General features: G+C 71.0%; 24 protein-coding genes. 18 read left to right on the forward strand and 6 right to left on the reverse strand.

Annotated elements, in window-relative coordinates:
- Positions 1-8: 8 nt before the first annotated feature.
- On the reverse strand, positions 9-212 hold the full coding sequence (locus tag AB0D94_RS25580) for a cold-shock protein (RefSeq protein ID WP_003984261.1): 204 nt from the start codon (positions 210-212) through the stop codon (positions 9-11).
- A gap of 261 nt (positions 213-473) precedes the next feature.
- Here AB0D94_RS25580 and AB0D94_RS25585 point away from each other — a divergent pair, with 261 nt between their 5' ends.
- From AB0D94_RS25585 to AB0D94_RS25600, 4 genes are all read left to right on the forward strand, one after another.
- On the forward strand, positions 474-1337 hold the full coding sequence (locus AB0D94_RS25585) for a menaquinone biosynthesis protein (RefSeq protein ID WP_362055949.1): 864 nt from the start codon (positions 474-476) through the stop codon (positions 1335-1337).
- Between the two features lie 181 nt (positions 1338-1518).
- Positions 1519-3312, forward strand: a complete 1794-nt coding sequence (locus AB0D94_RS25590; RefSeq protein WP_362055951.1) for a protein kinase — start codon at positions 1519-1521, stop codon at positions 3310-3312.
- 74 nt (positions 3313-3386) lie between these two features.
- Positions 3387-4586, forward strand: coding sequence for a cyclic dehypoxanthinyl futalosine synthase (mqnC, locus tag AB0D94_RS25595; RefSeq protein ID WP_362055954.1), 1200 nt, complete (start codon positions 3387-3389; stop codon positions 4584-4586).
- A 7-nt stretch (positions 4587-4593) separates the two neighbouring features.
- On the forward strand, positions 4594-5238 hold the full coding sequence (locus AB0D94_RS25600; protein ID WP_362055956.1) for a hypothetical protein: 645 nt from the start codon (positions 4594-4596) through the stop codon (positions 5236-5238).
- On the opposite strand, the gene AB0D94_RS25605 is transcribed toward AB0D94_RS25600, so the two are convergent.
- Positions 5204-5524 carry a helix-turn-helix transcriptional regulator gene (locus tag AB0D94_RS25605; RefSeq protein ID WP_362055958.1) on the reverse strand — a complete coding sequence of 107 codons (321 nt, stop codon included), beginning with the start codon at positions 5522-5524 and terminating at the stop codon, positions 5204-5206. The genes AB0D94_RS25600 and AB0D94_RS25605 overlap by 35 nt on opposite strands.
- Before the next feature lie 53 nt (positions 5525-5577).
- Positions 5578-6495 carry a DUF3152 domain-containing protein gene (locus AB0D94_RS25610; protein WP_362055960.1) on the reverse strand — a complete coding sequence of 306 codons (918 nt, stop codon included), beginning with the start codon at positions 6493-6495 and terminating at the stop codon, positions 5578-5580.
- Between the two features lie 276 nt (positions 6496-6771).
- Between AB0D94_RS25610 and AB0D94_RS25615 the strand changes: the two genes are divergently transcribed.
- Together AB0D94_RS25615 and AB0D94_RS25620 are read left to right on the forward strand one after the other, a co-directional pair.
- Positions 6772-7464, forward strand: a complete 693-nt coding sequence (locus tag AB0D94_RS25615; RefSeq protein ID WP_362055962.1) for a demethylmenaquinone methyltransferase — start codon at positions 6772-6774, stop codon at positions 7462-7464.
- A 95-nt stretch (positions 7465-7559) separates the two neighbouring features.
- The gene (locus tag AB0D94_RS25620; protein ID WP_362056004.1) at positions 7560-8471 is read left to right on the forward strand and encodes a glutaminase; all 912 of its coding nucleotides are present in this window, start codon (positions 7560-7562) and stop codon (positions 8469-8471) included.
- Here AB0D94_RS25620 and AB0D94_RS25625 read toward each other — a convergent pair.
- Positions 8468-8998, reverse strand: coding sequence for a GNAT family N-acetyltransferase (locus AB0D94_RS25625; RefSeq protein ID WP_362055964.1), 531 nt, complete (start codon positions 8996-8998; stop codon positions 8468-8470). The genes AB0D94_RS25620 and AB0D94_RS25625 overlap by 4 nt on opposite strands.
- 182 nt (positions 8999-9180) lie before the next feature.
- On the opposite strand from AB0D94_RS25625, the gene AB0D94_RS25630 reads away from it, so the two are divergent.
- Positions 9181-10464 (forward strand): geranylgeranyl reductase family protein, encoded by a 1284-nt coding sequence (locus AB0D94_RS25630; RefSeq protein WP_362055966.1) that lies wholly within the window; start codon positions 9181-9183, stop codon positions 10462-10464.
- A 96-nt stretch (positions 10465-10560) separates the two neighbouring features.
- Here AB0D94_RS25630 and AB0D94_RS25635 read toward each other — a convergent pair whose 3' ends face one another.
- Both AB0D94_RS25635 and AB0D94_RS25640 read right to left on the reverse strand, forming a co-directional pair.
- Positions 10561-10851 (reverse strand): hypothetical protein, encoded by a 291-nt coding sequence (locus AB0D94_RS25635; RefSeq protein WP_362055968.1) that lies wholly within the window; start codon positions 10849-10851, stop codon positions 10561-10563.
- A gap of 152 nt (positions 10852-11003) precedes the next feature.
- Positions 11004-11858 carry an NlpC/P60 family protein gene (locus tag AB0D94_RS25640; RefSeq protein ID WP_362055970.1) on the reverse strand — a complete coding sequence of 285 codons (855 nt, stop codon included), beginning with the start codon at positions 11856-11858 and terminating at the stop codon, positions 11004-11006.
- Positions 11859-12750: 892 nt separating this feature from the next.
- Between AB0D94_RS25640 and AB0D94_RS25645 the strand changes: the two genes are divergently transcribed.
- Genes AB0D94_RS25645 through nuoK form a run of 11 tightly spaced genes read left to right on the forward strand, consistent with a single transcriptional unit; the run spans position 12751 to position 23489 of the window.
- Positions 12751-13110, forward strand: a complete 360-nt coding sequence (locus tag AB0D94_RS25645) for an NADH-quinone oxidoreductase subunit A (RefSeq protein ID WP_031145920.1) — start codon at positions 12751-12753, stop codon at positions 13108-13110.
- Between the two features lie 15 nt (positions 13111-13125).
- Entirely contained in the window at positions 13126-13680 is a 555-nt protein-coding gene (locus AB0D94_RS25650; protein ID WP_030162005.1) for an NADH-quinone oxidoreductase subunit B, read from the forward strand.
- The gene (locus AB0D94_RS25655) at positions 13677-14432 is read left to right on the forward strand and encodes an NADH-quinone oxidoreductase subunit C (protein WP_362055973.1); all 756 of its coding nucleotides are present in this window, start codon (positions 13677-13679) and stop codon (positions 14430-14432) included. The genes AB0D94_RS25650 and AB0D94_RS25655 overlap by 4 nt, the downstream gene beginning before the upstream one ends.
- Positions 14432-15772 carry an NADH-quinone oxidoreductase subunit D gene (locus AB0D94_RS25660; protein ID WP_362055975.1) on the forward strand — a complete coding sequence of 447 codons (1341 nt, stop codon included), beginning with the start codon at positions 14432-14434 and terminating at the stop codon, positions 15770-15772. The genes AB0D94_RS25655 and AB0D94_RS25660 overlap by 1 nt, the downstream gene beginning before the upstream one ends.
- Before the next feature lie 50 nt (positions 15773-15822).
- A complete protein-coding gene (nuoE, locus tag AB0D94_RS25665; RefSeq protein WP_362056005.1) occupies positions 15823-16539 on the forward strand; it encodes an NADH-quinone oxidoreductase subunit NuoE in 717 nt (238 codons plus the stop codon).
- The gene (gene nuoF, locus AB0D94_RS25670; protein WP_362055977.1) at positions 16539-17888 is read left to right on the forward strand and encodes an NADH-quinone oxidoreductase subunit NuoF; all 1350 of its coding nucleotides are present in this window, start codon (positions 16539-16541) and stop codon (positions 17886-17888) included. The genes nuoE and nuoF overlap by 1 nt, the downstream gene beginning before the upstream one ends.
- Entirely contained in the window at positions 17885-20416 is a 2532-nt protein-coding gene (locus AB0D94_RS25675; protein WP_362055979.1) for an NADH-quinone oxidoreductase subunit G, read from the forward strand. The genes nuoF and AB0D94_RS25675 overlap by 4 nt, the downstream gene beginning before the upstream one ends.
- Positions 20413-21780 (forward strand): NADH-quinone oxidoreductase subunit NuoH, encoded by a 1368-nt coding sequence (nuoH, locus tag AB0D94_RS25680; protein ID WP_362055981.1) that lies wholly within the window; start codon positions 20413-20415, stop codon positions 21778-21780. The genes AB0D94_RS25675 and nuoH overlap by 4 nt, the downstream gene beginning before the upstream one ends.
- Positions 21773-22387: an NADH-quinone oxidoreductase subunit NuoI gene (gene nuoI, locus AB0D94_RS25685; protein WP_362055983.1), complete on the forward strand. Its 615-nt coding sequence runs from the start codon at positions 21773-21775 to the stop codon at positions 22385-22387. Before nuoH ends, nuoI begins: the two co-directional genes overlap by 8 nt.
- Positions 22384-23193: an NADH-quinone oxidoreductase subunit J gene (locus AB0D94_RS25690; RefSeq protein ID WP_362055985.1), complete on the forward strand. Its 810-nt coding sequence runs from the start codon at positions 22384-22386 to the stop codon at positions 23191-23193. Before nuoI ends, AB0D94_RS25690 begins: the two co-directional genes overlap by 4 nt.
- Positions 23190-23489, forward strand: coding sequence for an NADH-quinone oxidoreductase subunit NuoK (gene nuoK, locus AB0D94_RS25695; protein ID WP_030864698.1), 300 nt, complete (start codon positions 23190-23192; stop codon positions 23487-23489). The genes AB0D94_RS25690 and nuoK overlap by 4 nt, the downstream gene beginning before the upstream one ends.
- The last annotated feature ends 2 nt before the right edge of the window (positions 23490-23491 follow it).

A 23491-nucleotide genomic window follows, 5' to 3' on the forward strand; every position in this document is an offset into this window, starting at 1 on the left:
CCAGGCGGTTAGACCGGGGTGACGTTCTCCGCCTGGGGGCCCTTCGGACCCTGCGTGACGTCGAAGTTCACCTGCTGGTTCTCCTCAAGGGAGCGGAAACCAGAGGCGTTGATCGCGGAGTAGTGGACGAAGACATCCGGGCCGCCGCCGTCCTGGGCGATGAAGCCGAAGCCCTTTTCAGCGTTGAACCACTTCACGGTTCCGGTAGCCATGAGCCCTCCTATGGGCCAAAGGGTCGCCCTGCTCCAGAACCTGCTAAGAAGTCTGAAAACTACAAAAGCCTGCGGGTCACATTCTCCGCAGGCCTCGTACTGCAAGGGAAACCAAACTGCAACTTGCGGACGAGCCTAGCACGCACCCTGCGGACGAGACCAGAGGGAAAGATCACGTCACCCGGACGTTTGAGCCACGCCGGAACGCTGACGTGAGACCCGCTGGAAGGCGTACGGAGATCCGAGGGCTAGTCTCGCGATGTGGACGTCTATCGCAGCCGGCCCCGCGTCGGCCACATCCAGTTCCTGAACTGCCTGCCCCTCTACTGGGGGCTCGCCAGAACCGGCACGCTGCTGGACCTGGAGCTGACCAAGGACACCCCCGAGAAGCTCAGCGAGCGCCTGGTCGAGGGCGAGCTCGACATCGCCCCGATCACCCTCGTCGAGTTCCTCCGCAACGCCGACCAGCTCGTCGCCTTCCCCGACCTCGCGGTCGGCTGCGACGGCCCGGTGATGTCCTGCGTGATCGTCTCGCAGGTCCCCCTGGACCGGCTCGACGGCGCCCGCGTCGCCCTCGGTTCGACGTCCCGTACCTCCGTACGCCTCGCCCAGCTGCTGCTCTCCGAGCAGTACGGGGTCCGGCCCGACTACTACACCTGCCCCCCTGACCTGGGGGTGATGATGCAGGAGGCCGACGCGGCCGTGCTGATCGGCGACGCCGCGCTGCGGGCCGCCCTGCACGACGCCCCGCGCCTGGGCCTGGCCGTGCACGACCTCGGGCAGATGTGGAAGGAGTGGACCGGGCTGCCGTTCGTCTTCGCCGTCTGGGCCGCCCGCAAGGACTACCTCGCCCGCGAGCCGGTCGTCGTGCAGAAGGTCCACGAGGCCTTCCTCGCCTCCCGTGACCTCTCCCTCGAAGAGGTCGCCAAGGTGGCCGAGCAGGCGGCCCGCTGGGAGGCATTCGACGCCGAGCTGCTGGAGCGGTACTTCACGACGCTCGACTTCCGCTTCGGTCCCGATCAGCTGGCCGGCGTAAGGGAATTCGCACGCCGTACGGGAGCCACGACGGGATACGCGGCGGACGTCGCGGTGGAGCTCCTGCCCGTGGCCGTTCCGGAACGCTGACTGCTTTGAGGGATATGCCCTTTCCTGGCAATTCCCTTCCTTTTCGTATTCCGTTCGCCTGGCGGGAATGCGGAATGGAATGACGTCCGTCCATGATCCACCACTGATCCCTCCCGCCACCCCCTAAGGTGCTGCTTGGCCGGGCCGCACGGGGCCCGGTATCCCGGGGATGGGGGACACGATGCAGCCGCTCGAAGCGGGCGAACCGAGGACCATCGGCGCGTACCGGCTGCTCGGCCGGCTCGGCGCGGGCGGTATGGGCCGGGTCTACCTGGGGCGCAGCGAGGGCGGCCGGACCGTCGCCGTCAAGGTCGTGCACCCGCACTTCGCCGCCGACGAGGAGTTCCGGGCCCGGTTCCGCCGCGAGGTGGAGGCCGCCCGGCGGGTCGGCGGGGAGTGGACCGCGCCCGTGCTGGACGCGGATCCCGAGGCTCCGGTGCCGTGGGTGGCCACCGGTTACGTGGCGGGCCCCTCCCTCGACCGGGCGCTGGCCGGGCACGGGCCGCTGCCCGAGGTCTCCGTACGGGCCATCGGCGCGGGGCTGGCCCGGGCCCTGGTGGCGGTGCACGGGCTGGGCCTCGTACACCGGGACGTGAAGCCGTCGAACGTGATGCTCACCCTGGACGGGCCCCGCCTGATCGACTTCGGCATCGCGCGGGCCACGGACGGCACCGCCTCGCTCACCTCCACCGGGGTCTCGGTGGGCTCGCCGGGCTACATGTCGCCCGAGCAGATCCTCGGCAAGGGGATCACCGGGGCCGCCGACGTGTTCTCGCTCGGCGCGGTGCTCGCCTTCGCGGCGACCGGGCGGCCGCCGTTCACCGGGGACAACTCGGCGACCCTCCTCTACAAGGTGGTCCACGAACCGCCCGAGCTCGACGCCGTCCCGGCCGGTCCGCTGCGCGCGCTGATCGAGGCCTGCCTGGCCAAGTCGGCCGCGGACCGGCCCGCCCCGGAGGCGGTCGCGGCGGCCCTCGACGGGGCCCTGCTCACCCCGGGATGGCTGCCCGCGGCCCTGGTGGAGGAGGCCAGCCGGGCCGCGGTGGCCCTGCTCGACCTGGACGCGGTGGCCGCGGAGAGCCCTTCGGGCCCGGTGCCCTTCACCACTCCCTCGTACGGGGGCCGGGCCGCCCCCGGTGAGGGAGCGGCCGTACCGGGGTTCGGGGCCCCGGACCCCTCGTTCGGGACGGGTGGCGGCAGCTACGGCACCTACGGGCCGTACGGGCCGCCCTCCGGCGCGGGCGGCGCGCCGTCCGCGCCGGCGGGGCCGTACGGCACGCCGGCCGGCCCGCCCGGCGTGCCCACGGAGACGGCCGACGGGCGCGTGCCCGGGCAGCGGCCTCCGGCCGACGGACGCAGGGTCAGCCTGACCGCCGCCGGGCGGAGGTTCAGCTGCACCCTCGTCCTCGCGTCGGCGGCCGTGCTGGCGGTGCTGTCCGGCGGGCTGTACGGGTTGGGCCTGCTGCCCGGGACGGGGGAGGAGGGGCGGGACCTGGCCGACAGCGGTGCGCGGCCCTCCACTTCGGCTCCGGCGCCCGGGGCGACACCGCCGTCCGCCACCCCGAGCGGCGCCCCGAGCGGCAGCGCGAGCGGCGATGCCCCGAAGGGGACCCGGCAGGACGTCCCCAAGGAGCTCACCGGCACCTGGAAGGGCACGGTCACCACCGCCCGGATGGGGGTCTCCAGCGAGTTCGAGATCACCATCAAGGGTGGCAAGGTCGGCGAGGTCGTCGCCCGGGACAAGTCGGTCCTGCCCGTCCTGGGCACCGACTGCAGCGGCGACTGGAAGCTCACCTCGGCCACCGACCGTTCGCTCGTCCTGGACACCGCGGGCGGCCCCAACCCGGCCCCCGGCATCTGCTCCAACGGCTCCGCGGACGAGCGGTTCACCCTCAACGAGAACGGGACCCTGCACTACAAGTCGGGTGACGGCCCGGCAGGGAACCCCGAGGGCGATCTGACCCGCAGCCCCTGAAGTCTTCCGCCGGGCCCTGGCGTAGGCTGGATCGGTCCGGACCTCTTGACACACCGCCGAAAGGTGACGCACCGGTGACCGACCAGGCCGATCTCCAGTCTGTCCTCGACCGCGCCGCCGCTGGGGGCCGGATCACCAAGGAAGAGGCGCTCGACCTCTACCGTCATGCGCCGTTGCACGCGCTCGGCCAGGCGGCCGACGCGGTGCGCCGGCGCCGCTACGCGGGTACGGAGCACATCGCGACGTACATCATCGAGCGGAACATCAACTACACCAACGTGTGTGTGACGGCGTGCAAGTTCTGCGCGTTCTACGCGGCTCCGAAGGACACGAAGAAGGGCTGGTCCCGGGACCTCGACGACATCCTGCGCCGCTGCGCGGAGACCGTTGAGCTGGGCGGCACGCAGATCATGTTCCAGGGCGGGCACCACCCGGACTACGGGGTGGAGTACTACGAGCACCACTTCTCCGCGATCAAGAAGGCCTTCCCGCAGCTGGTGATCCACTCCCTGGGCGCGTCCGAGGTCGAGCACATGGCGAAGATCTCGGGCGTCTCGGCCGAGGAGGCCATCCGCCGGATCCACGCGGCGGGTCTGGACTCGTTCGCGGGCGCGGGCGCCGAACTGCTGCCGGAGCGGCCGCGGAAGGCGATCGCCCCGCTCAAGGAGTCCGGCGAGCGCTGGCTGGAGATCATGGAGATCGCCCACGAGCTGGGCGTGGAGTCCACGTCCACGATGCTGATGGGCACCGGTGAGACGAACGCGGAGCGCATCGAGCACATCGCGATGATCCGGGACACCCAGGACCGTACGGGCGGCTTCCGCGCGTTCATCCCGTACACGTACCAGCCGGAGAACAACCACCTCAAGGGCCGTACGCAGGCGACGATCTTCGAGTACCTGCGGATGATCGCGGTGGCGCGGCTGTTCCTGGACAACATCGCGCACATCCAGGGTTCCTGGCTGACGGTGGGCAAGGAAGCGGGCCAGCTCTCGCTGCACTTCGGTGCGGACGACCTGGGTTCGATCATGCTGGAGGAGAACGTGGTCTCCTCGGCCGGTGCCAAGCACCGCTCCAACCGTCAGGAGATCATCGACCTGATCCGCAAGGCGGGCCGGGTCCCGGCGCAGCGCGCGACGACGTACGAGCACCTGCTGGTCCACGAGGACCCGGCGGACGACCCGGCCGACGACCGCGTGGTCTCGCACATCTCCTCCACCGCCATCGAAGGCGGCACCGCGCACCCCGAACTGAAGCTCATCTCCACGAACTGACCCTGCCGTGCTGACGCTTCACACCGCCGAACTCCTCGTCCCCGGGCCGGGGTCCGCACCGCTGCCCGGCGGTGCGGTGCTCGTCGAGGGCGACCGGATCGCCCGCGTGGGGCCCTACGAGTCCCTCGGCGCGGCCTACCCGCACGCCCGGGCCCGCCGCTGGCCCGGGGTCCTCACCCCGGGACTGCTCGTGCGGGGGGCGGACGCGCTGCTGGAGCGGACGTACTACCCGGACGACCCCTACGAGGTCACCGAGCTCGGCGCCGACCCGATCAGCGGGGAGGCCGAGCTGGACGCGCTGAAGATGACCGAGTCGCGCTGGGGCAACAGCGCCCGGCGCGGCACGCAGAAGCTGCTCGCCCGCGGGGTGGTGGCGCTCACCGGCCGCTTCACGGTGGCGGCGGTGCGGACGGCGGTGACCCGCTCGGGCCTCACGGTCCTGCCGCCCGTCCCCTACGAGGGGCTGCCCTCGCTGGACCCGTTCGCCGGGCGGGAGACCGCCGGGCAGGCCTTCCACGGGGTCCTGGAGCCGGGCGTGCCGGCCCGTTTCGCGGTCTTCGCGGTGGCGGACGAGGCGGAGCTGCTGGAGCAGGGCGCGACCACCTGCGTGGCCACCGTCATCGGGGGCCGGCTGCTCCACCGCCGTCGCTGAGGGGCGCCGCTCCGGCCGCGGACTCCCGGGCGAGGGCCGCCAGCAGGCAGGCCTGCAGACGGCTGATCCCGCCCAGCTTGGCCCGGATGTTGACCACGTGGAACTTGACCGTGCTGACGGACAGTTGGAGCTCGTCGGCGAGTTCCGCGTTCGAGGCGCCGGTGGCCAGGCACAGGAAGACGGCCGACTCCTGCTCGGTGAGCTGGGCCGTGCGCGGAGCCTGCGGCCGGGCCGGCTCCCCGTCGGGCGGGAACCACGCCGGGACGCTGAAGCTGACGACGCGCACGGTGTACCACTCCTCGCCCCCTGCCGGGCCACTGGCGGCCCGGCTCTCCCTGTCTAAGGGACGCGCGGGCCCGACAGATAGGTTCCGTTCCCGTCGAACGGCCAGGCGTTGGACTTGCAGCCGAGCAGTCCCTTGATCTGCTGCATCATCGCGGGCGCGGGCTTGCCGGGGCCCGGGCAGGTCTCGTGCTCGCGGCCCAGTTCGTGGCCGACCTCGTGGTTGACGATCAGCGCCCGGTACTCCTCCACGCTGCCGCTGAACTGCGGCGATCCTTCCTTCCAGCGCTTGAGGTTCACCACGACCGTGTGTCCGGCCCGGCAGTTGGTCTCGCCGATGAGCTCGGGGGTGACCACCTCGCAGAGCCGGTCGGTGGTCGTGGGCGTCGCGATCTTGACGGTGAAGTCCACCGGCTGTCCGGCCCCGACGAGCTGGAACCCGTAGTCCGGGTCCCTGGTCCAGCCGCGCGGATCGCCCAGGATCTTCTCCACCTCCCGCGCGGCGCTGTCCGGGTCGACCCCGCTGCCCTCCTCGACCTCGATCCGCCAGCGCCGCGCGGTCCCCTTGCCCTGCGGCTGGCCGGAGGCGCCGGAGGCCGTGAAGGTGCCCGGCCCGGCGGGCGCGGAGGAACCGGGGGCGGCGGGCGAGGACGAGGCCGGGGCCGGGGCCGACGGGCGCGCGGAGGGGGCGGTGGAGGATCGGGCCGGCTCGGGGGACCGCTTGCCGCCCTGCGGGGCCGCGTCCGCGCCGCCGTCCGGCGCGTCCTTGCCGTCCTGTGGCTCCGCCGGGGCACCCGGACGGCCGCCCGCGACGGCGGCGGTCTCCTGCGAAGGCACCAGGGCGTAGCCGGTCGCGGAGACCGCGAGCAGCGCCGCCGAGCCCAGGATCGTCCGCCGCAGCCGCCTGCGCCGCTGCGCCCGGCGTCTGGCGCGCGGACTGAGGCGGGAGCGACCGGTGGTATGGCCTGCCGGCATCGTGAAGCCCTCTGTTCGTGGCGGCCGCAGCCGGACCATGAGCCTGCGGGACCCGGCGGGTGACCCTCACCGGGCCGCACGCCCGCCAGTCAACGTGGTTCCACCGGGCGCGCGTAACTGTCCTTCGGGCCAGTTGTGCGGTGGCCCCGTGCCGTATCCGGGGCCGTGCGGGCCCGCGGACCGGCGGGGTGGAGCCCCCGGCGGGCGCGGGGGTCCGGCCTGAGAGGATGGGGACGTACCCGACGATCCGCACCGCAACCCGAGGGGCCAACGCCAGTGACCCGCGCTTCCCTGGACAAGCAGCCGCACGAAGTCGCCTCCATGTTCGACGGGGTGGCGGCGAACTACGACCTCACCAACGACGTCCTCTCCCTCGGCCAGGCCCGGCTCTGGCGCAAGGAGGTCGCCAAGGCGGTCGCCGCCCGCCCCGGCCAGCAGGTCCTCGACCTGGCCGCCGGGACCGCGACCTCCTCGCTGCCCTTCGCCGCGACCGGCGCGTACGTCGTGCCCTGCGACTTCTCCCTCGGGATGCTCCGCGAGGGCAAGAAGCGCAACCCGTGGCTGCCGCTGACCGCCGGCGACGCGACGAAGCTGCCGTTCAAGGACGAGGTCTTCGACACCGTGACGATCTCCTTCGGGCTGCGCAACGTCCAGGACACCGACGCCGCCCTGCGCGAGCTGTACCGGGTGACGAAGCCCGGCGGCCAGGTCGTCATCTGCGAGTTCTCGCAGCCCACCTGGGCGCCGTTCCGCACCGTGTACACGGAGTACCTGATGCGGGCCCTGCCGCCCGTGGCCCGCGCGGTCTCCTCCAACCCCGACGCGTACGTCTACCTCGCCGAGTCCATCCGCGAGTGGCCCGACCAGCCCGCGCTCGCCGGACTGCTGGCGAAGGCCGGCTGGTCCAAGGTCGCCTGGCGCAACCTGAGCGGCGGCATCGTCGCGCTGCACCGGGGCACCAAGGCCTGACCGCCGTGCCCGACACCGTCCCGGACCCCGTCCCCGTGCCAGATCCCGTCCCCGATGCCGGGGCCTGGGACGCTGCGCCCATGGACGCTGCGCCGATGAACTACGTGGCCCTGCTGGAGCGCATCGCGGCCGACGTGGCCCCGCTGGTGGGCAGCGGCACCCCGGCCGAGTACATTCCGGCGCTCGCGTCCGTGGACCCGCGCCAGTTCGGCATGGCGCTCGCGGACCTCGACGGCAACGTCTTCGGGGTGGGGGACTGGCAGGTCCCCTTCTCCGCCCAGTCGGTCACCAAGGTCTTCGCGCTCGCGCTGGCCCTGGCCGAGGGCGGGGACAGCCTGTGGGAGCGGGTCGGCCGGGAGCCGTCGGGCAACCCCTTCAACTCGCTCGTGCAGCTGGAGTACGAGAACGGCATCCCGCGCAATCCGTTCATCAACGCGGGCGCGCTCGTGGTCACCGACCGGCTCCAGACCCTGACCGGCGACGCCAGCAGCGAACTCCTCGGCTTCCTGCGGGAGGAGAGCCAGAACCCGGAGCTGTCCTTCGACGCCGAGGTGGCCGCCTCCGAGCAGGAGCACGGGGACCGCAACGCCGCCGTCGCGCACTTCATGGCCTCGTACGGGAACATCGACAACCCGGTGCCGGCCCTGCTGGAGCACTACTTCTGGCAGTGCTCCATCGAGATGAGCTGCGCCGACCTGGCCCGTGCCGGACGCTTCCTGGCCCGGCACGGGCTGCGGGCCGACGGCTCGCGGCTGCTGACGCGCAGCGAGGCCAAGCAGATCAACGCGGTCATGCTGACCTGCGGGACGTACGACGCGGCGGGCGAGTTCGCCTACCGCGTCGGGCTTCCCGGCAAGAGCGGAGTGGGCGGCGGGATCGTCGCGGTCGTCCCGGGCCAGTGCGCGCTCGCGGTGTGGAGCCCGGGGCTGGACGCCCAGGGGAACTCCGTCGCGGGTGTGGCTGCCCTGGACCGGTTCACGACCCTCACCGGCCTCTCCGTCTTCTAGACCTCGACCCCGGCCCCGGCCCCCACCTCGGTCCCGGCCCCGGCCGGGTCCGCGGCGAGGTCCAGGCGGTAGCAGAGGCCCGGGCTGCCGCGCGGGGTCGTGAACTCCTCAGCCAGGTCCATCCCGAGGCGTTCGGCGACCGCCACCGAGCGGGCGTTGCGGGCGTCGATCACCGCGACGACGTGCGGTACGCCCGCCTCCCGGACCCGCTCGACGGTGGCGAGGGCGGCCGCGTACGCGTACCCCTGGCCCCAGTGCTCGCGGCCCAGCCGCCAGCCGATCTCGATCTCCCCGACGGGACCCCAGTCCTTGTCCCGGGGCCAGGGCTGGGCCCCGGTGAAGCCGATGACCTCGCCTTGCGCGTCGAGCAGGGTCCACAGGCAGTAGCCGAGCTGCGCGTCGTGCATGCGCTGGCGCGCGGTGATCTCCTCGTACGCGGACAGCTCCGCCGGCCCGCCCAGGAACTCCATGACGCCGGGGTCGTCGAAGACGCTGTGCCAGGCGTGCGCGTCCTCGTCCGTGGGCACGCGGAGCTGAACGGCGGGGAGCGGCCGGGTCGGAGAGCCGGGCGCGGGCGGGGGCGAGCTGGGCGGGCTGGGCGGGCTGGTCAACGGGGGACACCCTTCTGATCGCGATCTCTCTCGCTGCATAGACTGCACATGTCCGGTGCCGCCTGGCACCCTATATCGAGCCTTCGGGAGACCCAGCCGTGACCGAGCCCCTCTCCGAACACTCCGCGGACGTGATCGTCGTCGGTGCCGGGCCCGCCGGAGCGACCACCGCGTACTACCTCGCCAAGGCCGGACTCGACGTACTGCTGCTGGAGAAGACGGCGTTCCCGCGCGAGAAGGTCTGCGGTGACGGACTGACCCCGCGCGCCACCAAGCAGTTGGTGGCGATGGGCATCGACATCTCCGAAGAGGCCGGCTGGCTGCGCAACAAGGGCTTGCGGATCATCGGCGGCGGGCAGCGGCTCCAGCTGGACTGGCCCGAACTCGCCTCCTTCCCGGACTACGGACTCGTGCGCAAGCGCGACGACTTCGACGAGACCCTGGCCCGGCAGGCGCAGAAGGCCGGCGCGCGGCTGTACGAGCGCTGCAACGTCGGCGAGCCCGTCCGCGACCCGCGCACCGGGCACATCACCGGCGTGCACGCGAAGCTGGGCGAGGAGAAGGTCCCGGTCACCTTCAGCGCCCCGCTGGTCGTCGCGGCCGACGGCAACTCCTCCCGGCTGTCCCTCGCGATGGGCCTGCACCGGCGCGAGGACCGTCCGATGGGCGTCGCCGTCCGTACGTACTTCACCTCGCCCCGGCACGACGACGACTACCTGGAGTCCTGGCTGGAGCTGTGGGACCGGCGGGGCGCCGAGGACCGGCTGCTGCCCGGCTACGGCTGGATCTTCGGCATGGGCGACGGCACGTCCAACGTCGGCCTGGGCATCCTCAACTCCTCCTCCGCCTTCAAGGAGCTGGACTGGCGCGAGGTCCTCAAGGCCTGGTGCGCGTCCATGCCGGAGGACTGGGGCTACACCCCCGAGAACATGACGCAGCCGATCCGCGGCGCGGCCCTGCCGATGGCCTTCAACCGGCAGCCGCACTACACCAAGGGCCTGCTGCTGGTCGGCGACGCGGGCGGCCTCGTCAACCCGTTCAACGGCGAAGGCATCGCCTACGCCATGGAGTCGGGCCAGATCGCGGCCGAGGTCATCGTGCAGGCCCACGCCCGGTCCACCCCGGCCCAGCGCGAACTGGCGCTGCACAGCTACCCGAAGGTGCTCAAGGAGACGTACGGCGGCTACTACACGCTGGGCCGCGCCTTCGTGAAGCTGATCGGCAACCCGAAGGTCATGAAGGTCGCCACGCAGCGCGGCCTGACGCACCCGGTGCTGATGAAGTTCACGCTGAAGATGCTGGCGAACCTGACCGACCCGACGGGCGGCGACGCGATGGACCGCATCATCAACGGCCTCTCCAAGGTGGCCCCGAAGGCCTGATCGACCCGCTGTGTATGGCGCGGGCGGGCCACTCCGGCCGGCCCGCGCCGGTTCGGGCTGCCCGGCGTCCGGGTCGGCCGGAGCGGGCGGCCGGTGTCAGCAGTGCGCTTCGTCTGCTTCGTCCGCTTCGGGTGTTTCCCCGGGGTGCCCGGCGTGTACGGCCCGCACGCAGCGGGCCACGAGCAGCAGCCCGCACAGCAGCAGGGCCCCCGAGGCGGTCCAGCCGAGCGCCAGGGTCAGCGGGTGGCCCGGCCCGCGCCAGGGGCGGGCGGTGGTCAGCAGCCAGCCTCCTGCGGCCAGCAGGCCCAGGCCGAGAGCGGCCGGGGCGGCGGTGGGGTCGGCCGCGCGGTCGCCGGCGCCGTGGTCCTCGTACGGCCTTGCGCTCATGGACCACCACCTCCAGGTGTCGAACGGTCAACGCGCGCCGCGGCCATCTTCGCAGGGCCGCGGCGGCTCGCGCACGGCAGGCCGAAGGGCCGGTACTCCACCCCCGAGCGGGGGAGTACCGGCCCTTGGCCGTGCTGGGGTCCGAGCGGGGCTCAGAGGATGCGGACGGCGCCCGACGGCTTGTCGTAGTCCATGGTGCGCTCGACGATGCCGGTGCTGGGGTTCTGCGCGCCGATGAACTTGCCGCCGCCTGCGTAGATGGCGACGTGGTACGAGTTGCTGCGGCTGCCCCAGTACAGGATGTCGCCCGGCTGGAGGTTGCTCAGCGAGACGGAGGTGCCCATCGAGGACTGGGCGCCCGAGACGCGCGGCAGGCTGATGCCCGCCTGGCGGTAGGCGGCCTGCACGAGCCCGGAGCAGTCGTACGAGGACGGGCCGGTGCCGCCCATGACGTACGCCTTGCCGACCTGGGCGCGGGCGAAGTTCACGATGGCGGCGGCGGAGCCGGTGGCCGGGGCGGAGACGTAGTTGCCGCTCTCCTTGGCCGGGGTGGAGGCCGTGTTGCCCGAGCCGGTGGACTTGGTGCTCAGCGAGGCGCGCGCGGTGCTGCGGTTGGCGCGCTCGGCCTCGGCCTTGCGGGCTTCCTCGTCCTTCGCCTTCTTCTCGGCGTCGGCCTTCTGCTGGGCGTCTTCCTTGGCCTTCTTCGCCTCGGCGGCGGCGCCGGTGCGGGCGCTCTCCTCCTGGGCGGTCAGTTCGCCCTCGACGGCGGCCGAGCGGGTGTTCTCGGCGGCGGTGGTGACGGCGGAGGAGACCTCGGCGGCCAGGTCCACATCGAGGACCGGCATTTCGAGCGTCGTCTCGGTCACGGGCTCGGACGGGGACGCGCTCGCCGTGCCGGCCATCGCCAGGGTGCTGAGGACGCCACCGGCAACTCCGGCGCGGACCGCGAGCTTCGAGGCGCTGCGGCGGGGCTTCCGGTGGCTGGGTATGTGAGCGGTGTGGGACATGAGTACAACCGCTATCAGGGGGTCCGGGGTCCCTTCAAGAAACGTGGGTTGCGCCACAGTTGTGCGCGAAGGGGGCTAACCGGGCGCGCCGCGCCGCTTATTGACGCCGTAACGGGCGAAACGGACAGGCCTTCACAAGGCTGTGATCATGGGGTTTCCGCAATAAGTCCTAATTGATCCTCGGCCTACCATCCCTCTGGACAGTTGGCCAAGCCCGCTTTCGGTAGCGGCGATTCCGAGTGGCGCAGGTCACATTCGCGTCACGCTGTGCGGACACTGTGGCCCGTCCGTGACCCCGTTGTGAAGAGGTCGTCGGGAAACCGGGGGCGGAGGCCGGGGCGGGCGCCGGAAGCGGGTGCCGGAGGCGGGCGCCGGGGGCGGGTGCCGGGGGTGGGTGCGCGGGCTCGTGAACGGACGCACACACGGGGCGGCCGCCGTGCCCCTCGTCTGCCCCGTGTCCACCTCTGTATGCGCGGCCTCCCCCGAGCGGGCGACGCGGATTCCCTTATCACTTGGCCCGCCGCATTGCCAATTTGCCTGCACCGGCCACCCTTTGATAGGGCAACGCGCTTCCTACCTGCGGTAACGGGGCCGGATGTCACCTTTGGTGATCATGTGGCTGCTTCGCGTATGAAGATCACCACTCATCGGACTTCATGATCGTTCGTCAGGTGGTGGAGATCACAAACTCGTTGTTGTTACCCGTGTCGCAGATCACAGAGGAGCAGGCATAAGATGCGGACCAGTCCGGCTTGTGAACTGCCTCACATGCAAGCGCTCGATCAAAGCGTGATCTTCGCGAGGCGGGGCACGCCCCTCAGCTTCCGCTGGGAGGTACTCCCAGCCGGCGCAGCGGTCCAACGGTCAAGGACGACTGGAAGGAGCGAGGAGCGTGAATGCGTACGCGCCCATCCTCGTGCTCGGCGCCCTCGGCGCAGGGTTTGCGATCTTCTCCGTGGTCATGGCCACGCTGATCGGCCCAAAACGGTACAACCGGGCAAAGCTTGAAGCGTATGAGTGCGGCATCGAGCCGACTCCGATGCCGGCCGGCGGCGGCCGCTTCCCCATCAAGTACTACCTGACGGCGATGCTCTTCATCATCTTCGATATCGAGGTCGTCTTCCTCTACCCCTGGGCCGTCACCTTCGACTCCCTGGGGATCTTCGGGCTCGTCGAGATGCTGCTCTTCGTGCTCACCGTCTTCGTCGCCTACGCCTACGTCTGGCGCCGCGGCGGCCTGGAATGGGACTGAGGGGCTGAATTTTCCATGGGACTGGAAGAGAAGCTGCCGAGCGGCTTTCTGCTGACCACCGTCGAACAGGCCGCGGGCTGGGTGCGCAAGTCATCCGTCTTCCCCGCGACCTTCGGCCTGGCCTGCTGCGCCATCGAGATGATGACCACCGGAGCGGGCCGCTACGACCTGGCCCGCTTCGGCATGGAGGTCTTTCGCGGCTCGCCGCGCCAGGCCGATCTGATGATCGTGGCCGGCCGGGTCAGCCAGAAGATGGCGCCGGTACTGCGGCAGGTGTACGACCAGATGCCCGCTCCCAAATGGGTCATCTCCATGGGGGTTTGTGCATCCTCGGGCGGAATGTTCAACAACTACGCCATCGTCCAGGGCGTCGACCACATCGTTCCGGTGGACATCTACCTGCCCGGCTGCCCGCCCCGCCCCGAGATGCTGATGGACGCGATCCTCAAGCTCCACCAGAAGATCCAGGGCGGCAAGCTCGGCGTGAACCGGGAAGAGGCGGCACGCGAGGCGGAGGAGGCGGCCCTCAAGGCCCTCCCCACCATTGAGATGAAGGGGCTGCTCCGGTGAGCGAGACCCAAGAGCCGGAGAACGGCACCAACGGCGGCAACGGCGGCGACGAGGCCAACGGCAGCAACGTCCCTGCGCCCCGTGCCCAGGGACCCGAGGTCATCGGCGTCCGCAAGGGCATGTTCGGGGCCGCGGGCGGCGGGGACACCAGCGGCTACGGCGGCCTGGTCCGCACCGTGGTCCTGCCCGGCGCGACGAGCCGCCCCTACGGCTCCTACTTCGACGAGGTCGCCGACGAACTCGAAGGCGCCCTGGAGGAGCAGGACCTGGTCCCGCAGAACGCCATCGAGAAGACGGTGGTCGACCGGGGCGAGCTGACCTTCCACATCGCCCGGGAGCACCTCGTCCAGGTCGCGCGGACCCTGCGCGACGACCCGGCCCTGCGGTTCGAGCTGTGCACCGGAGTCTCCGGAGTCCACTTCCCCGGGGACAAGGGCCGCGAGCTGCACGCCGTCTACCACCTGCGCTCGCTCACCCACGGGCGGATCGTGCGGCTGGAGGTGTCCGTCCCGGACGCCGACCCGCACCTTCCCTCGCTCGTCGCGGTCTATCCGACCAACGACTGGCACGAGCGCGAGGCCTACGACTTCTTCGGCCTCGTATTCGACGGGCACCCGGCCCTCACCCGGATCATGATGCCGGACGACTGGCAGGGCTTCCCGCAGCGCAAGGACTACCCGCTCGGCGGCATCCCCGTCGAGTACAAGGGCGCCCAGATCCCGGCTCCCGACCAGCGGAGGTCGTACAGCTGATGTCCCCCACCTCGAATCGCGCAGAAAACCACGCCTCCGCGCGCGAGACCACCGAAGGCACCGTCTACACCGTCACCGGCGGGGACTGGGACGAGATCGTCCAGTCGGCGGCCAAGGCCGACGACGAGCGGATCGTCGTCAACATGGGCCCCCAGCACCCGTCCACCCACGGCGTGCTCCGCCTGATCCTGGAGATCGACGGCGAGACGGTCACCGAGGCCCGCTGCGGCATCGGCTACCTGCACACCGGCATCGAGAAGAACCTCGAATACCGGAACTGGACGCAGGGCACCACCTTCGTCACGCGCATGGACTACCTGACGCCGTTCTTCAACGAGACGGCGTACTGCCTCGGCGTCGAGAGGCTGCTCGGCATCACCGACCAGATCCCGGACCGCGCCACCGTCATCCGCGTCCTGCTGATGGAGCTCAACCGGCTCTCCTCCCACCTGGTGTGCATCGCCACCGGCGGCATGGAGCTGGGCGCGACCACGATCATGATCTACGGCTTCCGCGACCGCGAGCTGATCCTCGACGTCTTCGAGCTGATCACCGGCCTGCGCATGAACCACGCGTTCGTCCGCCCCGGCGGCCTGGCCCAGGACCTGCCCCCGGGCGCGGTGGACCAGCTGCGCGAGTTCGTCAAGACCATGAAGAAGAACCTGCCGGAGTACGACAAGCTCGCCACCGGCAACCCCATCTTCAAGGCCCGCATGCAGGACGTCGGCTACCTCGACCTCACCGGCTGCATGGCGCTGGGCGCCACCGGCCCGATCCTGCGCTCGGCCGGCCTGCCGCACGACCTGCGCAAGTCGGACCCGTACTGCGGCTACGAGGACTACGAGTTCGACGTACCGACCACCGACACCTGCGACTCCTACGGGCGGTTCCTGATCCGCCTGGAGGAGATGCGCCAGTCCCTTCGGATCGTCGAGCAGTGCCTGGAGCGGCTGGAGCCGGGACCGGTGATGGTCGCCGACAAGAAGATCGCCTGGCCCGCGCAGCTGGCGATGGGCCCGGACGGCCTCGGCAACTCGCTCGACCACATCAGGAACATCATGGGCACCTCCATGGAGGCCCTCATCCACCACTTCAAGCTGGTGACCGAGGGTTTCCGGGTCCCCGCCGGGCAGGCGTACGCGGCCGTCGAGTCGCCCAAGGGCGAGCTAGGCGTCCACGTCGTCTCCGACGGCGGCACCCGCCCCTACCGGGTCCACTTCCGCGACCCGTCCTTCACCAACCTGCAGGCCATGGCGGCGATGTGCGAGGGCGGCCAGGTCGCCGACGTCATCGTCGCCGTCGCCTCCATCGACCCCGTGATGGGAGGCGTCGACCGATGACCACTGCGTTCACTGGCGGGGACACCCCCCAGGCCCCCCTCAGCCTGGGCATGCCCCAGCTGCCTGCCCCCGACTACCCGGCCGAGGTACGCGAGCGGCTCGCGGCGGACGCCGCCGAGGTCATCGCCCGCTACCCCGACAGCCGCAGCGCGCTGCTGCCGCTGCTGCACCTGTGCCAGTCGCAGGAGGGCTACGTCTCGCGCACCGGCGTCCGGTTCTGCGCCGAGATGCTGGGCCTGACCACTGCGGAGGTGACGGCCGTCGTCACCTTCTACACGATGTACCGGCGCAAGCCCTCCGGGGACTACCAGGTCGGCGTCTGCACCAACACCCTGTGCGCGGTGATGGGCGGGGACGCCATCTTCGAGGAGCTCAAGGAGCACCTCGGGGTCGGCAACAACGAGACCACCCCCGACGGCAAGGTCACCCTCGAACACATCGAGTGCAACGCGGCCTGCGACTTCGCCCCCGTGGTGATGGTCAACTGGGAGTTCTTCGACAACCAGACCCCCGAGTCCGCCAAGGCCATGGTCGACGACCTGCTGGCCGGCCGCCCCGTCGAGCCGACCCGGGGCGCGCCGCTGTGCACGTACAAGGAGACCGCCCGGATCCTGGCCGGGTTCCCGGACGAGCGCGAGGGCGCGGTCGAGGCCACCGGCGGCGCCGGCCACGCCTCCCTGATCGGTCTGCGGATCGCCCGCGGCGAGTCCCCGCACACCTCGATCGTGCACCCGCGGGGCGAGGCCACCACCGAGGGAGGGGAGTGATGTCCGTGTCCACCGAACTCAGTAAGAACGGGACCAGCCCGGAGAAGCTCCTCGCGCCCGTCCTGTCGGCCTTCTGGGACGAACCCCGGTCGTGGACGCTGGAGACCTACCGGCGCCACGAGGGGTACGAGGGCCTGCGCAAGGCCCTCGCGATGACCCCGGATGAAGTCATCGCCTACATCAAGGATTCAGGGCTGCGCGGACGCGGCGGCGCGGGCTTCCCCACCGGGATGAAGTGGCAGTTCATCCCGCAGGGCGACGGAAAGCCGCACTACCTCGTCGTGAACGCGGACGAGTCGGAGCCGGGCACCTGCAAGGACATCCCCCTCCTCTTCGCCAACCCGCACTCCCTCATCGAGGGAATGATCATCGCCTGCTACGCGATCCGTTCGCAGCACGCCTTCATCTACCTGCGCGGCGAGGTCGTACCGGTCCTGCGGCGCCTGCACGAGGCGGTGCGCGAGGCGTACGAGGCCGGATACCTCGGCAAGGACATCCTGGGGAGCGGGCTCGACCTCGACATCACGGTGCACGCGGGGGCGGGCGCGTACATCTGCGGCGAGGAGACGGCGCTGCTCGACTCCCTCGAAGGCCGGCGCGGTCAGCCCCGGCTGCGTCCTCCCTTCCCTGCCGTCGAGGGGCTCTACGCGTGCCCCACTGTCGTCAACAACGTGGAGTCCATCGCGTCGGTTCCCGCGATCCTCAACAACGGCAAGGACTGGTTCAAGACGATGGGGACCGAGAAGTCCCCCGGTTTCACGCTGTATTCGCTCTCCGGGCACGTCGCGGGCCCCGGCCAGTACGAGGCCCCGCTCGGCATCACCCTGCGCCAGCTCCTCGACATGAGCGGCGGGATGCGCCCCGGGCACCGGCTGAAGTTCTGGACCCCCGGCGGCTCCTCCACCCCCATGTTCACGGACGAGCACCTCGACGTCCCGCTGGACTACGAGGGCGTCGGCGCGGCCGGCTCGATGCTCGGCACCAAGGCGCTCCAGTGCTTCGACGAGACCACCTGCGTGGTGCGGGCCGTCACCCGGTGGACCGAGTTCTACGCCCACGAGTCCTGCGGCAAGTGCACACCCTGCCGGGAAGGCACGTACTGGCTGGTCCAGTTGCTGCGCGACATCGAGGCCGGCAAGGGCGTCATGTCCGACCTCGACAAGCTGAACGACATCGCCGACAACATCAACGGCAAGTCCTTCTGCGCGCTCGGCGACGGCGCCGCCAGCCCCATCTTCTCCTCGCTCAAGTACTTCCGCGAGGAGTACGAACAGCACATCACGGGCAAGGGCTGCCCCTTCGACCCCAAGAAGTCGACCCTCTGGGCTGACACGGAGGTGAACGCATGACCGTCACCACAAACGCTCCCGCAGGTGGCGGCGAGGCCGCGGGGTCGGGGCGGGACGCCGAAAACATGGTGTCGCTGACCATCGACGGGGCCGAGCTCTCGGTGCCCAAGGGCACCCTCGTCATCCGGGCCGCCGAGCAGCTCGGCATCGAGATCCCCCGGTTCTGCGACCACCCCCTCCTCTCGCCGGCCGGTGCCTGCCGCCAGTGCATCGTCGAGGTCGAGGGCCAGCGCAAGCCGATGGCCTCCTGCACCATCACCTGCACCGACGGCATGGTCGTCAAGACGCAGCTCACCTCCGAGGTCGCCGACAAGGCCCAGCGCGGGGTGATGGAGCTGCTGCTCATCAACCACCCGCTGGACTGCCCGGTCTGCGACAAGGGCGGCGAGTGCCCGCTGCAGAACCAGGCGATGTCGCACGGCAACGCCGAATCGCGTTTCGAGGGCAAGAAGCGCACCTACGAGAAGCCGGTCCCGATCTCCACCCAGGTGCTCCTGGACCGCGAGCGGTGCGTGCTGTGCGCGCGCTGCACCCGCTTCTCCAACGAGATCGCCGGCGACCCGATGATCGAGCTGCTGGAGCGCGGTGCGCTCCAGCAGGTGGGCACCGGCGAGGGCGACCCCTTCGAGTCGTACTTCTCGGGCAACACCATCCAGATCTGCCCGGTCGGCGCGCTGACCTCGGCCGCGTACCGGTTCCGCTCCCGCCCCTTCGACCTCGTCTCCTCCCCGAGCGTGTGCGAGCACTGCGCGGGCGGCTGCGCGACCCGGACCGACCACCGCCGCGGCAAGGTGCTGCGCCGGATGGCCGCCGAGGACCCCGAGGTCAACGAGGAATGGGTGTGCGACAAGGGCCGCTTCGGCTTCCGCTACGCCCAGCAGCGGGACCGGCTCACCACCCCGCTGGTCCGCAACGCCGCCGGGGTCCTGGAGCCGGCGAGCTGGCCCGAGGCCCTGGAGGCCGCGGCCGCCGGGCTGGCCGCCGCGCGCGGCCGCGCCGGAGTGCTGACCGGCGGTCGGCTCACCGTCGAGGACGCCTACGCGTACGCCAAGTTCGCCCGGGTGGTGCTCGACACCAACGACATCGACTTCCGGGCCCGCGTGCACAGCGCGGAGGAGGCCGAGTTCCTGGCCGCCACCGTGGCCGGCACCGGCAAGGACCTCGACGGCGAGGGGGTCACGTACACCTCGCTGGAGGCGGCGCCCGCGGTGCTGCTCGTCGGCATCGAGGCCGAGGAGGAGGCCCCCGGCGTCTTCCTGCGGCTGCGCAAGGCCCACCGCAAGCACAAGCAGCGGACCTTCGCCCTGGCCCCCTTCGCCACCCGGGGCCTGGACAAGGCGGGCGGCACCCTGCTGGCGGCCGCCCCCGGCACCGAGCCCGAGTGGCTCACTGCGTTGTCTGAAGAGGGCCTGGCCTCCCGGACCGGCCTGGAGGCCGGCGGAGCCGAAGCGGCCGACGCGCTGCGCCGGCCCGGCGCCGTCATCGTCGTCGGGGAGCGCCTCGCCGGGGTGCCCGGCGCGCTGACCGCCGCCGTCCGGGCCGCCACCGCGACCGGGGCCGCGCTGGTGTGGATCCCGCGCCGGGCCGGGGAGCGGGCCGCCGTCGAGGCGGGCGCCCTGCCGTCGCTGCTGCCCGGCGGCCGCCCGGCCACCGACCCGCGGGCCCGCGACGAGGTCGCCACCGCCTGGGGTCTGGACGAGCTCCCGCACCGCTACGGCCGCGACACCGGCCAGATCGTCGAGGCCGCGGCCTCGGGCGAGCTGTCCGCGCTGCTGGTCGCGGGCGTGGAGGTCACCGACCTGCCCGACCCGGCCCGTGCGCGGCTCGCCCTCCAGGAGGCCTTCGTGGTCTCCCTGGAACTGCGGCCCGGCGAGGTCACCGACCACGCGGACGTGGTCCTCCCGGTGGCCGCGGTCGCCGAGAAGGCGGGCGCCTTCATCAACTGGGAGGGCCGGGTCCGGCCGTTCGAGGCCGCGCTCAAGCCCGACCAGATGACCCGCCGCCTCGCCCCCGCCGACGGCCGCGTGCTGCACATGCTGGCCGACGCCGCCGACCGGCCGATCGCGCTGCCCGACGTGCACTCCGTACGCCGGGAGCTGGAGCGGCTCGGCCCCTGGGAGGGCCAGCTCGCCACCGAGCAGTCCACCGACCCGGTGGCGCTGCCCCGCCCCGGAGCGGGCGAGGCGGTCCTCGCGGGCCACCGGCTCCTGCTCGACCAGGGCAGGCTCCAGGACGGCGACGAGGCCCTGGCCGGCACCCGCCACGTGGCGAGCGCCCGGCTGTCGGCCGCCACGGCCGCCGAGACGGGCGTCAAGAACGGCGACGTCCTCGCGGTCACCGGCCCGGCCGGCTCCGTGGAACTCCCGCTGCGGATCACCGAGATGCCCGACCGGGTGGTCTGGCTCCCGATGAACTCCACCGGCTCCGGCGTCCTCGCCGACACCGGGGCCCGCCCGGGCACCCTCGTCCGGATCGGACCGGCGACCCCCGCCGACGCCGGTGACACCACTGCGGAGGTGGGCGCGTGAACGCGGTACAGCTCGCGGCCGAGGACCTTTCCCTCTTCGGGCGGGACGTCTGGTGGCTGGTCGTCATCAAGGCGGTGTTCTGCTTCGCCTTCCTGATGGTGACGGTGCTCTTCTCCATCGTGTGGGAGCGCAAGGTCGTCGCCTGGATGCAGCTGCGCATCGGCCCGAACCGGCACGGCCCCTGGGGCCTGCTCCAGTCGCTCGCCGACGGCGTCAAGCTGATGCTGAAGGAAGACGTCATCGTCAAGCGGGCCGACAAGGTGGTGTACGTCCTGGCCCCGATCATCGCGGCGATCCCGGCCTTCATGGCCATCGCGGTGATCCCCTTCGGCCCGGCGGGCAACGAGGTCTCCATCTTCGGCCAGCGCACCACGATGCAGCTGACCGACCTGCCCATCGCGATGCTGTACATCCTCGCGGTGGCCTCGGTCGGGATCTACGGCATCGTCCTGGCGGGCTGGTCCTCCGGCTCCACGTACCCGCTCCTCGGCGGCCTGCGCTCCTGCGCGCAGATGATCTCCTACGAGATCGCCATGGGCGCGGCCTTCGCCTCGGTCTTCCTCTACTCGGGGTCGATGTCGACCTCGGCGATCGTGGAAGCCCAGGCGGACCGCTGGTACATCATCCTGCTGCCGGTCTCCTTCATCATCTACGTCATCACGATGGTCGGCGAGACGAACCGCGCCCCCTTCGACATGCCGGAGTCCGAGGGCGACCTGGTCGGCGGCTTCAACACCGAGTACTCGTCCATCAAGTTCGCGCTGTTCATGCTCGCCGAGTACGTCAACATGGTCACCGTCTCGGCGGTCTCGGTCACCCTCTTCCTGGGCGGCTGGCGGGCCCCGGCGCCGATCTCCACGTACTGGGAGGCGGCGAACCACGGCTGGTGGCCGATGCTCTGGTTCGTCCTCAAGGTCCAGCTGTTGCTGTTCTTCTTCATCTGGCTGCGCGGCACGCTGCCGCGCGTGCGCTACGACCAGCTGATGAAGCTCGGCTGGAAGGTCCTGATCCCGGTCTCCGTGGTGTGGCTGATGCTGGTGGCGACCGTGCGCGCGCTGCGCAACGAGGCGTACGACTTCAGCGAGATCGTCCTCTACGTCGGCGGCGGGGTCGTCGCGATCCTGCTCCTCTCCTTCGTCGCCGACATCTTCCGCGACAAACGCGAGAAGGCGGAGGCGGCCGAGGCCGGCAAGGCCGAGGCCGAGGCCTTCGACCCGATGGCGGGCGGGTTCCCCGTACCGCCCAAGCCCGGCCAGCACCTGGCACCCGTACCGCGCCGACGGCCCCGCAGCGAGCGGGAGCTGATTGTCAGTGGCGGGGCGAATACTGACAGTGACCGAGAGGAGGGTGCTGAGAATGTCTGACGCTGACAAGAGCGAGAAGTGGCAGAACCCGGTGGCCGGCTTCGGCGTGACCTTCAAGGCCATGTTCAAGAAGCGCCTCACCGAGCAGTACCCGGAGCAGCAGAAGACCACCGCCCCGCGCTTCCACGGACGGCACCAGCTCAACCGGCACCCGGACGGTCTGGAGAAGTGCATCGGGTGCGAACTGTGCGCCTGGGCCTGCCCCGCCGACGCCATCTACGTGGAGGGCGCGGACAACACCGAGGAGGAGCGCTACTCCCCGGGCGAGCGGTACGGCGCCGTCTACCAGATCAACTACGCCCGCTGCATCCTGTGCGGGCTGTGCGTCGAGGCGTGCCCGACGAGGGCGCTGACCATGACGAACGAGTTCGAACTGGCCGACGCGAGCCGCGAATCGCTCATCTACACCAAGGAGCAGCTGCTCGCCGGCCTCACCGAGGGCATGGTCGAGGCGCCGCACGCGATGTACCCCGGCACCGAGGACACGGACTACTACCGCGGACTGGTGACGGGGGCCGCCCCCGGCACGGAGCGGCAGACGGCCGTCTCCAAGGGCGAGGTACCCGCCGGTCAGGTCACGGAATCCGCCGAGGAGGTGCAGGCATGAGCGCCCTCGCCGCCGCCTCCCTGACCTCGACGGGCGAGGCGGTCCAGTTCTGGGTCCTCGGCACGGTCGCCGTCATCGGCGCGCTGGCCACGATCCTGATGAAGAAGGCCGTGCACAGCGCGCTGAGCCTGGCCGCAACGATGATCATCCTGGCGGTCTTCTACCTCGCCAACGGGGCGTACTTCCTGGGCGTCGTCCAGGTCATCGTCTACACCGGCGCGATCATGATGCTCTTCCTCTTCGTGGTCATGCTCGTCGGCGTCACCGCCGCCGACTCCCTGAAGGAGACCATCAAGGGGCAGCGCTGGCTCGCCGTCCTGTGCGGACTCGGCTTCGGCATCCTGCTGATCGCCGGGATCGGCCAGGCCGGGCTCACCCACTTCAACGGGCTCGGCCGGATCAACTCCGCCGGACACGTCGAGGGCCTGGCCCAGCTGATCTTCACCAAGTACGTCTTCGCCTTCGAGCTCACCGGCGCGCTGCTCATCACCGCGGCCGTCGGCGCCATGGTGCTCACCCACCGCGAGCGCACCGAACGGGCCGCCACCCAGCGCGAGCTGGCCGAGAAGCGGGTCCGCGAGGGCGTCCAGCTCCCGCCGCTGCCCGCCCCGGGCGTCTACGCCCGGCACAACGCGGTCGACGTCGCGGGCCTGCTGCCGGACGGCACCCCGTCCGAGCTCACGGTCAACAAGACGCTGCGCGCCCGCGGCCAGATCCGGGACGTCTCCGCCGAGGCCCTGGACGACCTCAAGGCGCTGGAGCAGCGGTCCTCGGAGCGCCTCGGCCGTGAGGAGGCCTCGAAGTGAATCCGGTCAACTACCTGTACCTGGCGGCCCTGCTGTTCACCATCGGCGCTGCCGGTGTGCTGATCCGCAAGAACGCGATCGTGCTGTTCATGTGCGTCGAGCTGATGCTCAACGCCTGCAACCTCGCCTTCGTCGCCTTCTCCCGTATGCACGGCAACCTCGACGGCCAGATCATCGCGTTCTTCACGATGGTCGTCGCCGCCGCGGAGGTCGTGGTCGGCCTGGCGATCATCGTGTCGCTCTTCCGTACCCGCCACTCGGCCTCGGTCGACGACGCCAGCCTGATGAAGCTGTAAGG

This window comes from Streptomyces sp. NPDC048255 (genome assembly GCF_040652415.1).
In the GTDB taxonomy this organism is placed as follows: domain Bacteria; phylum Actinomycetota; class Actinomycetes; order Streptomycetales; family Streptomycetaceae; genus Streptomyces.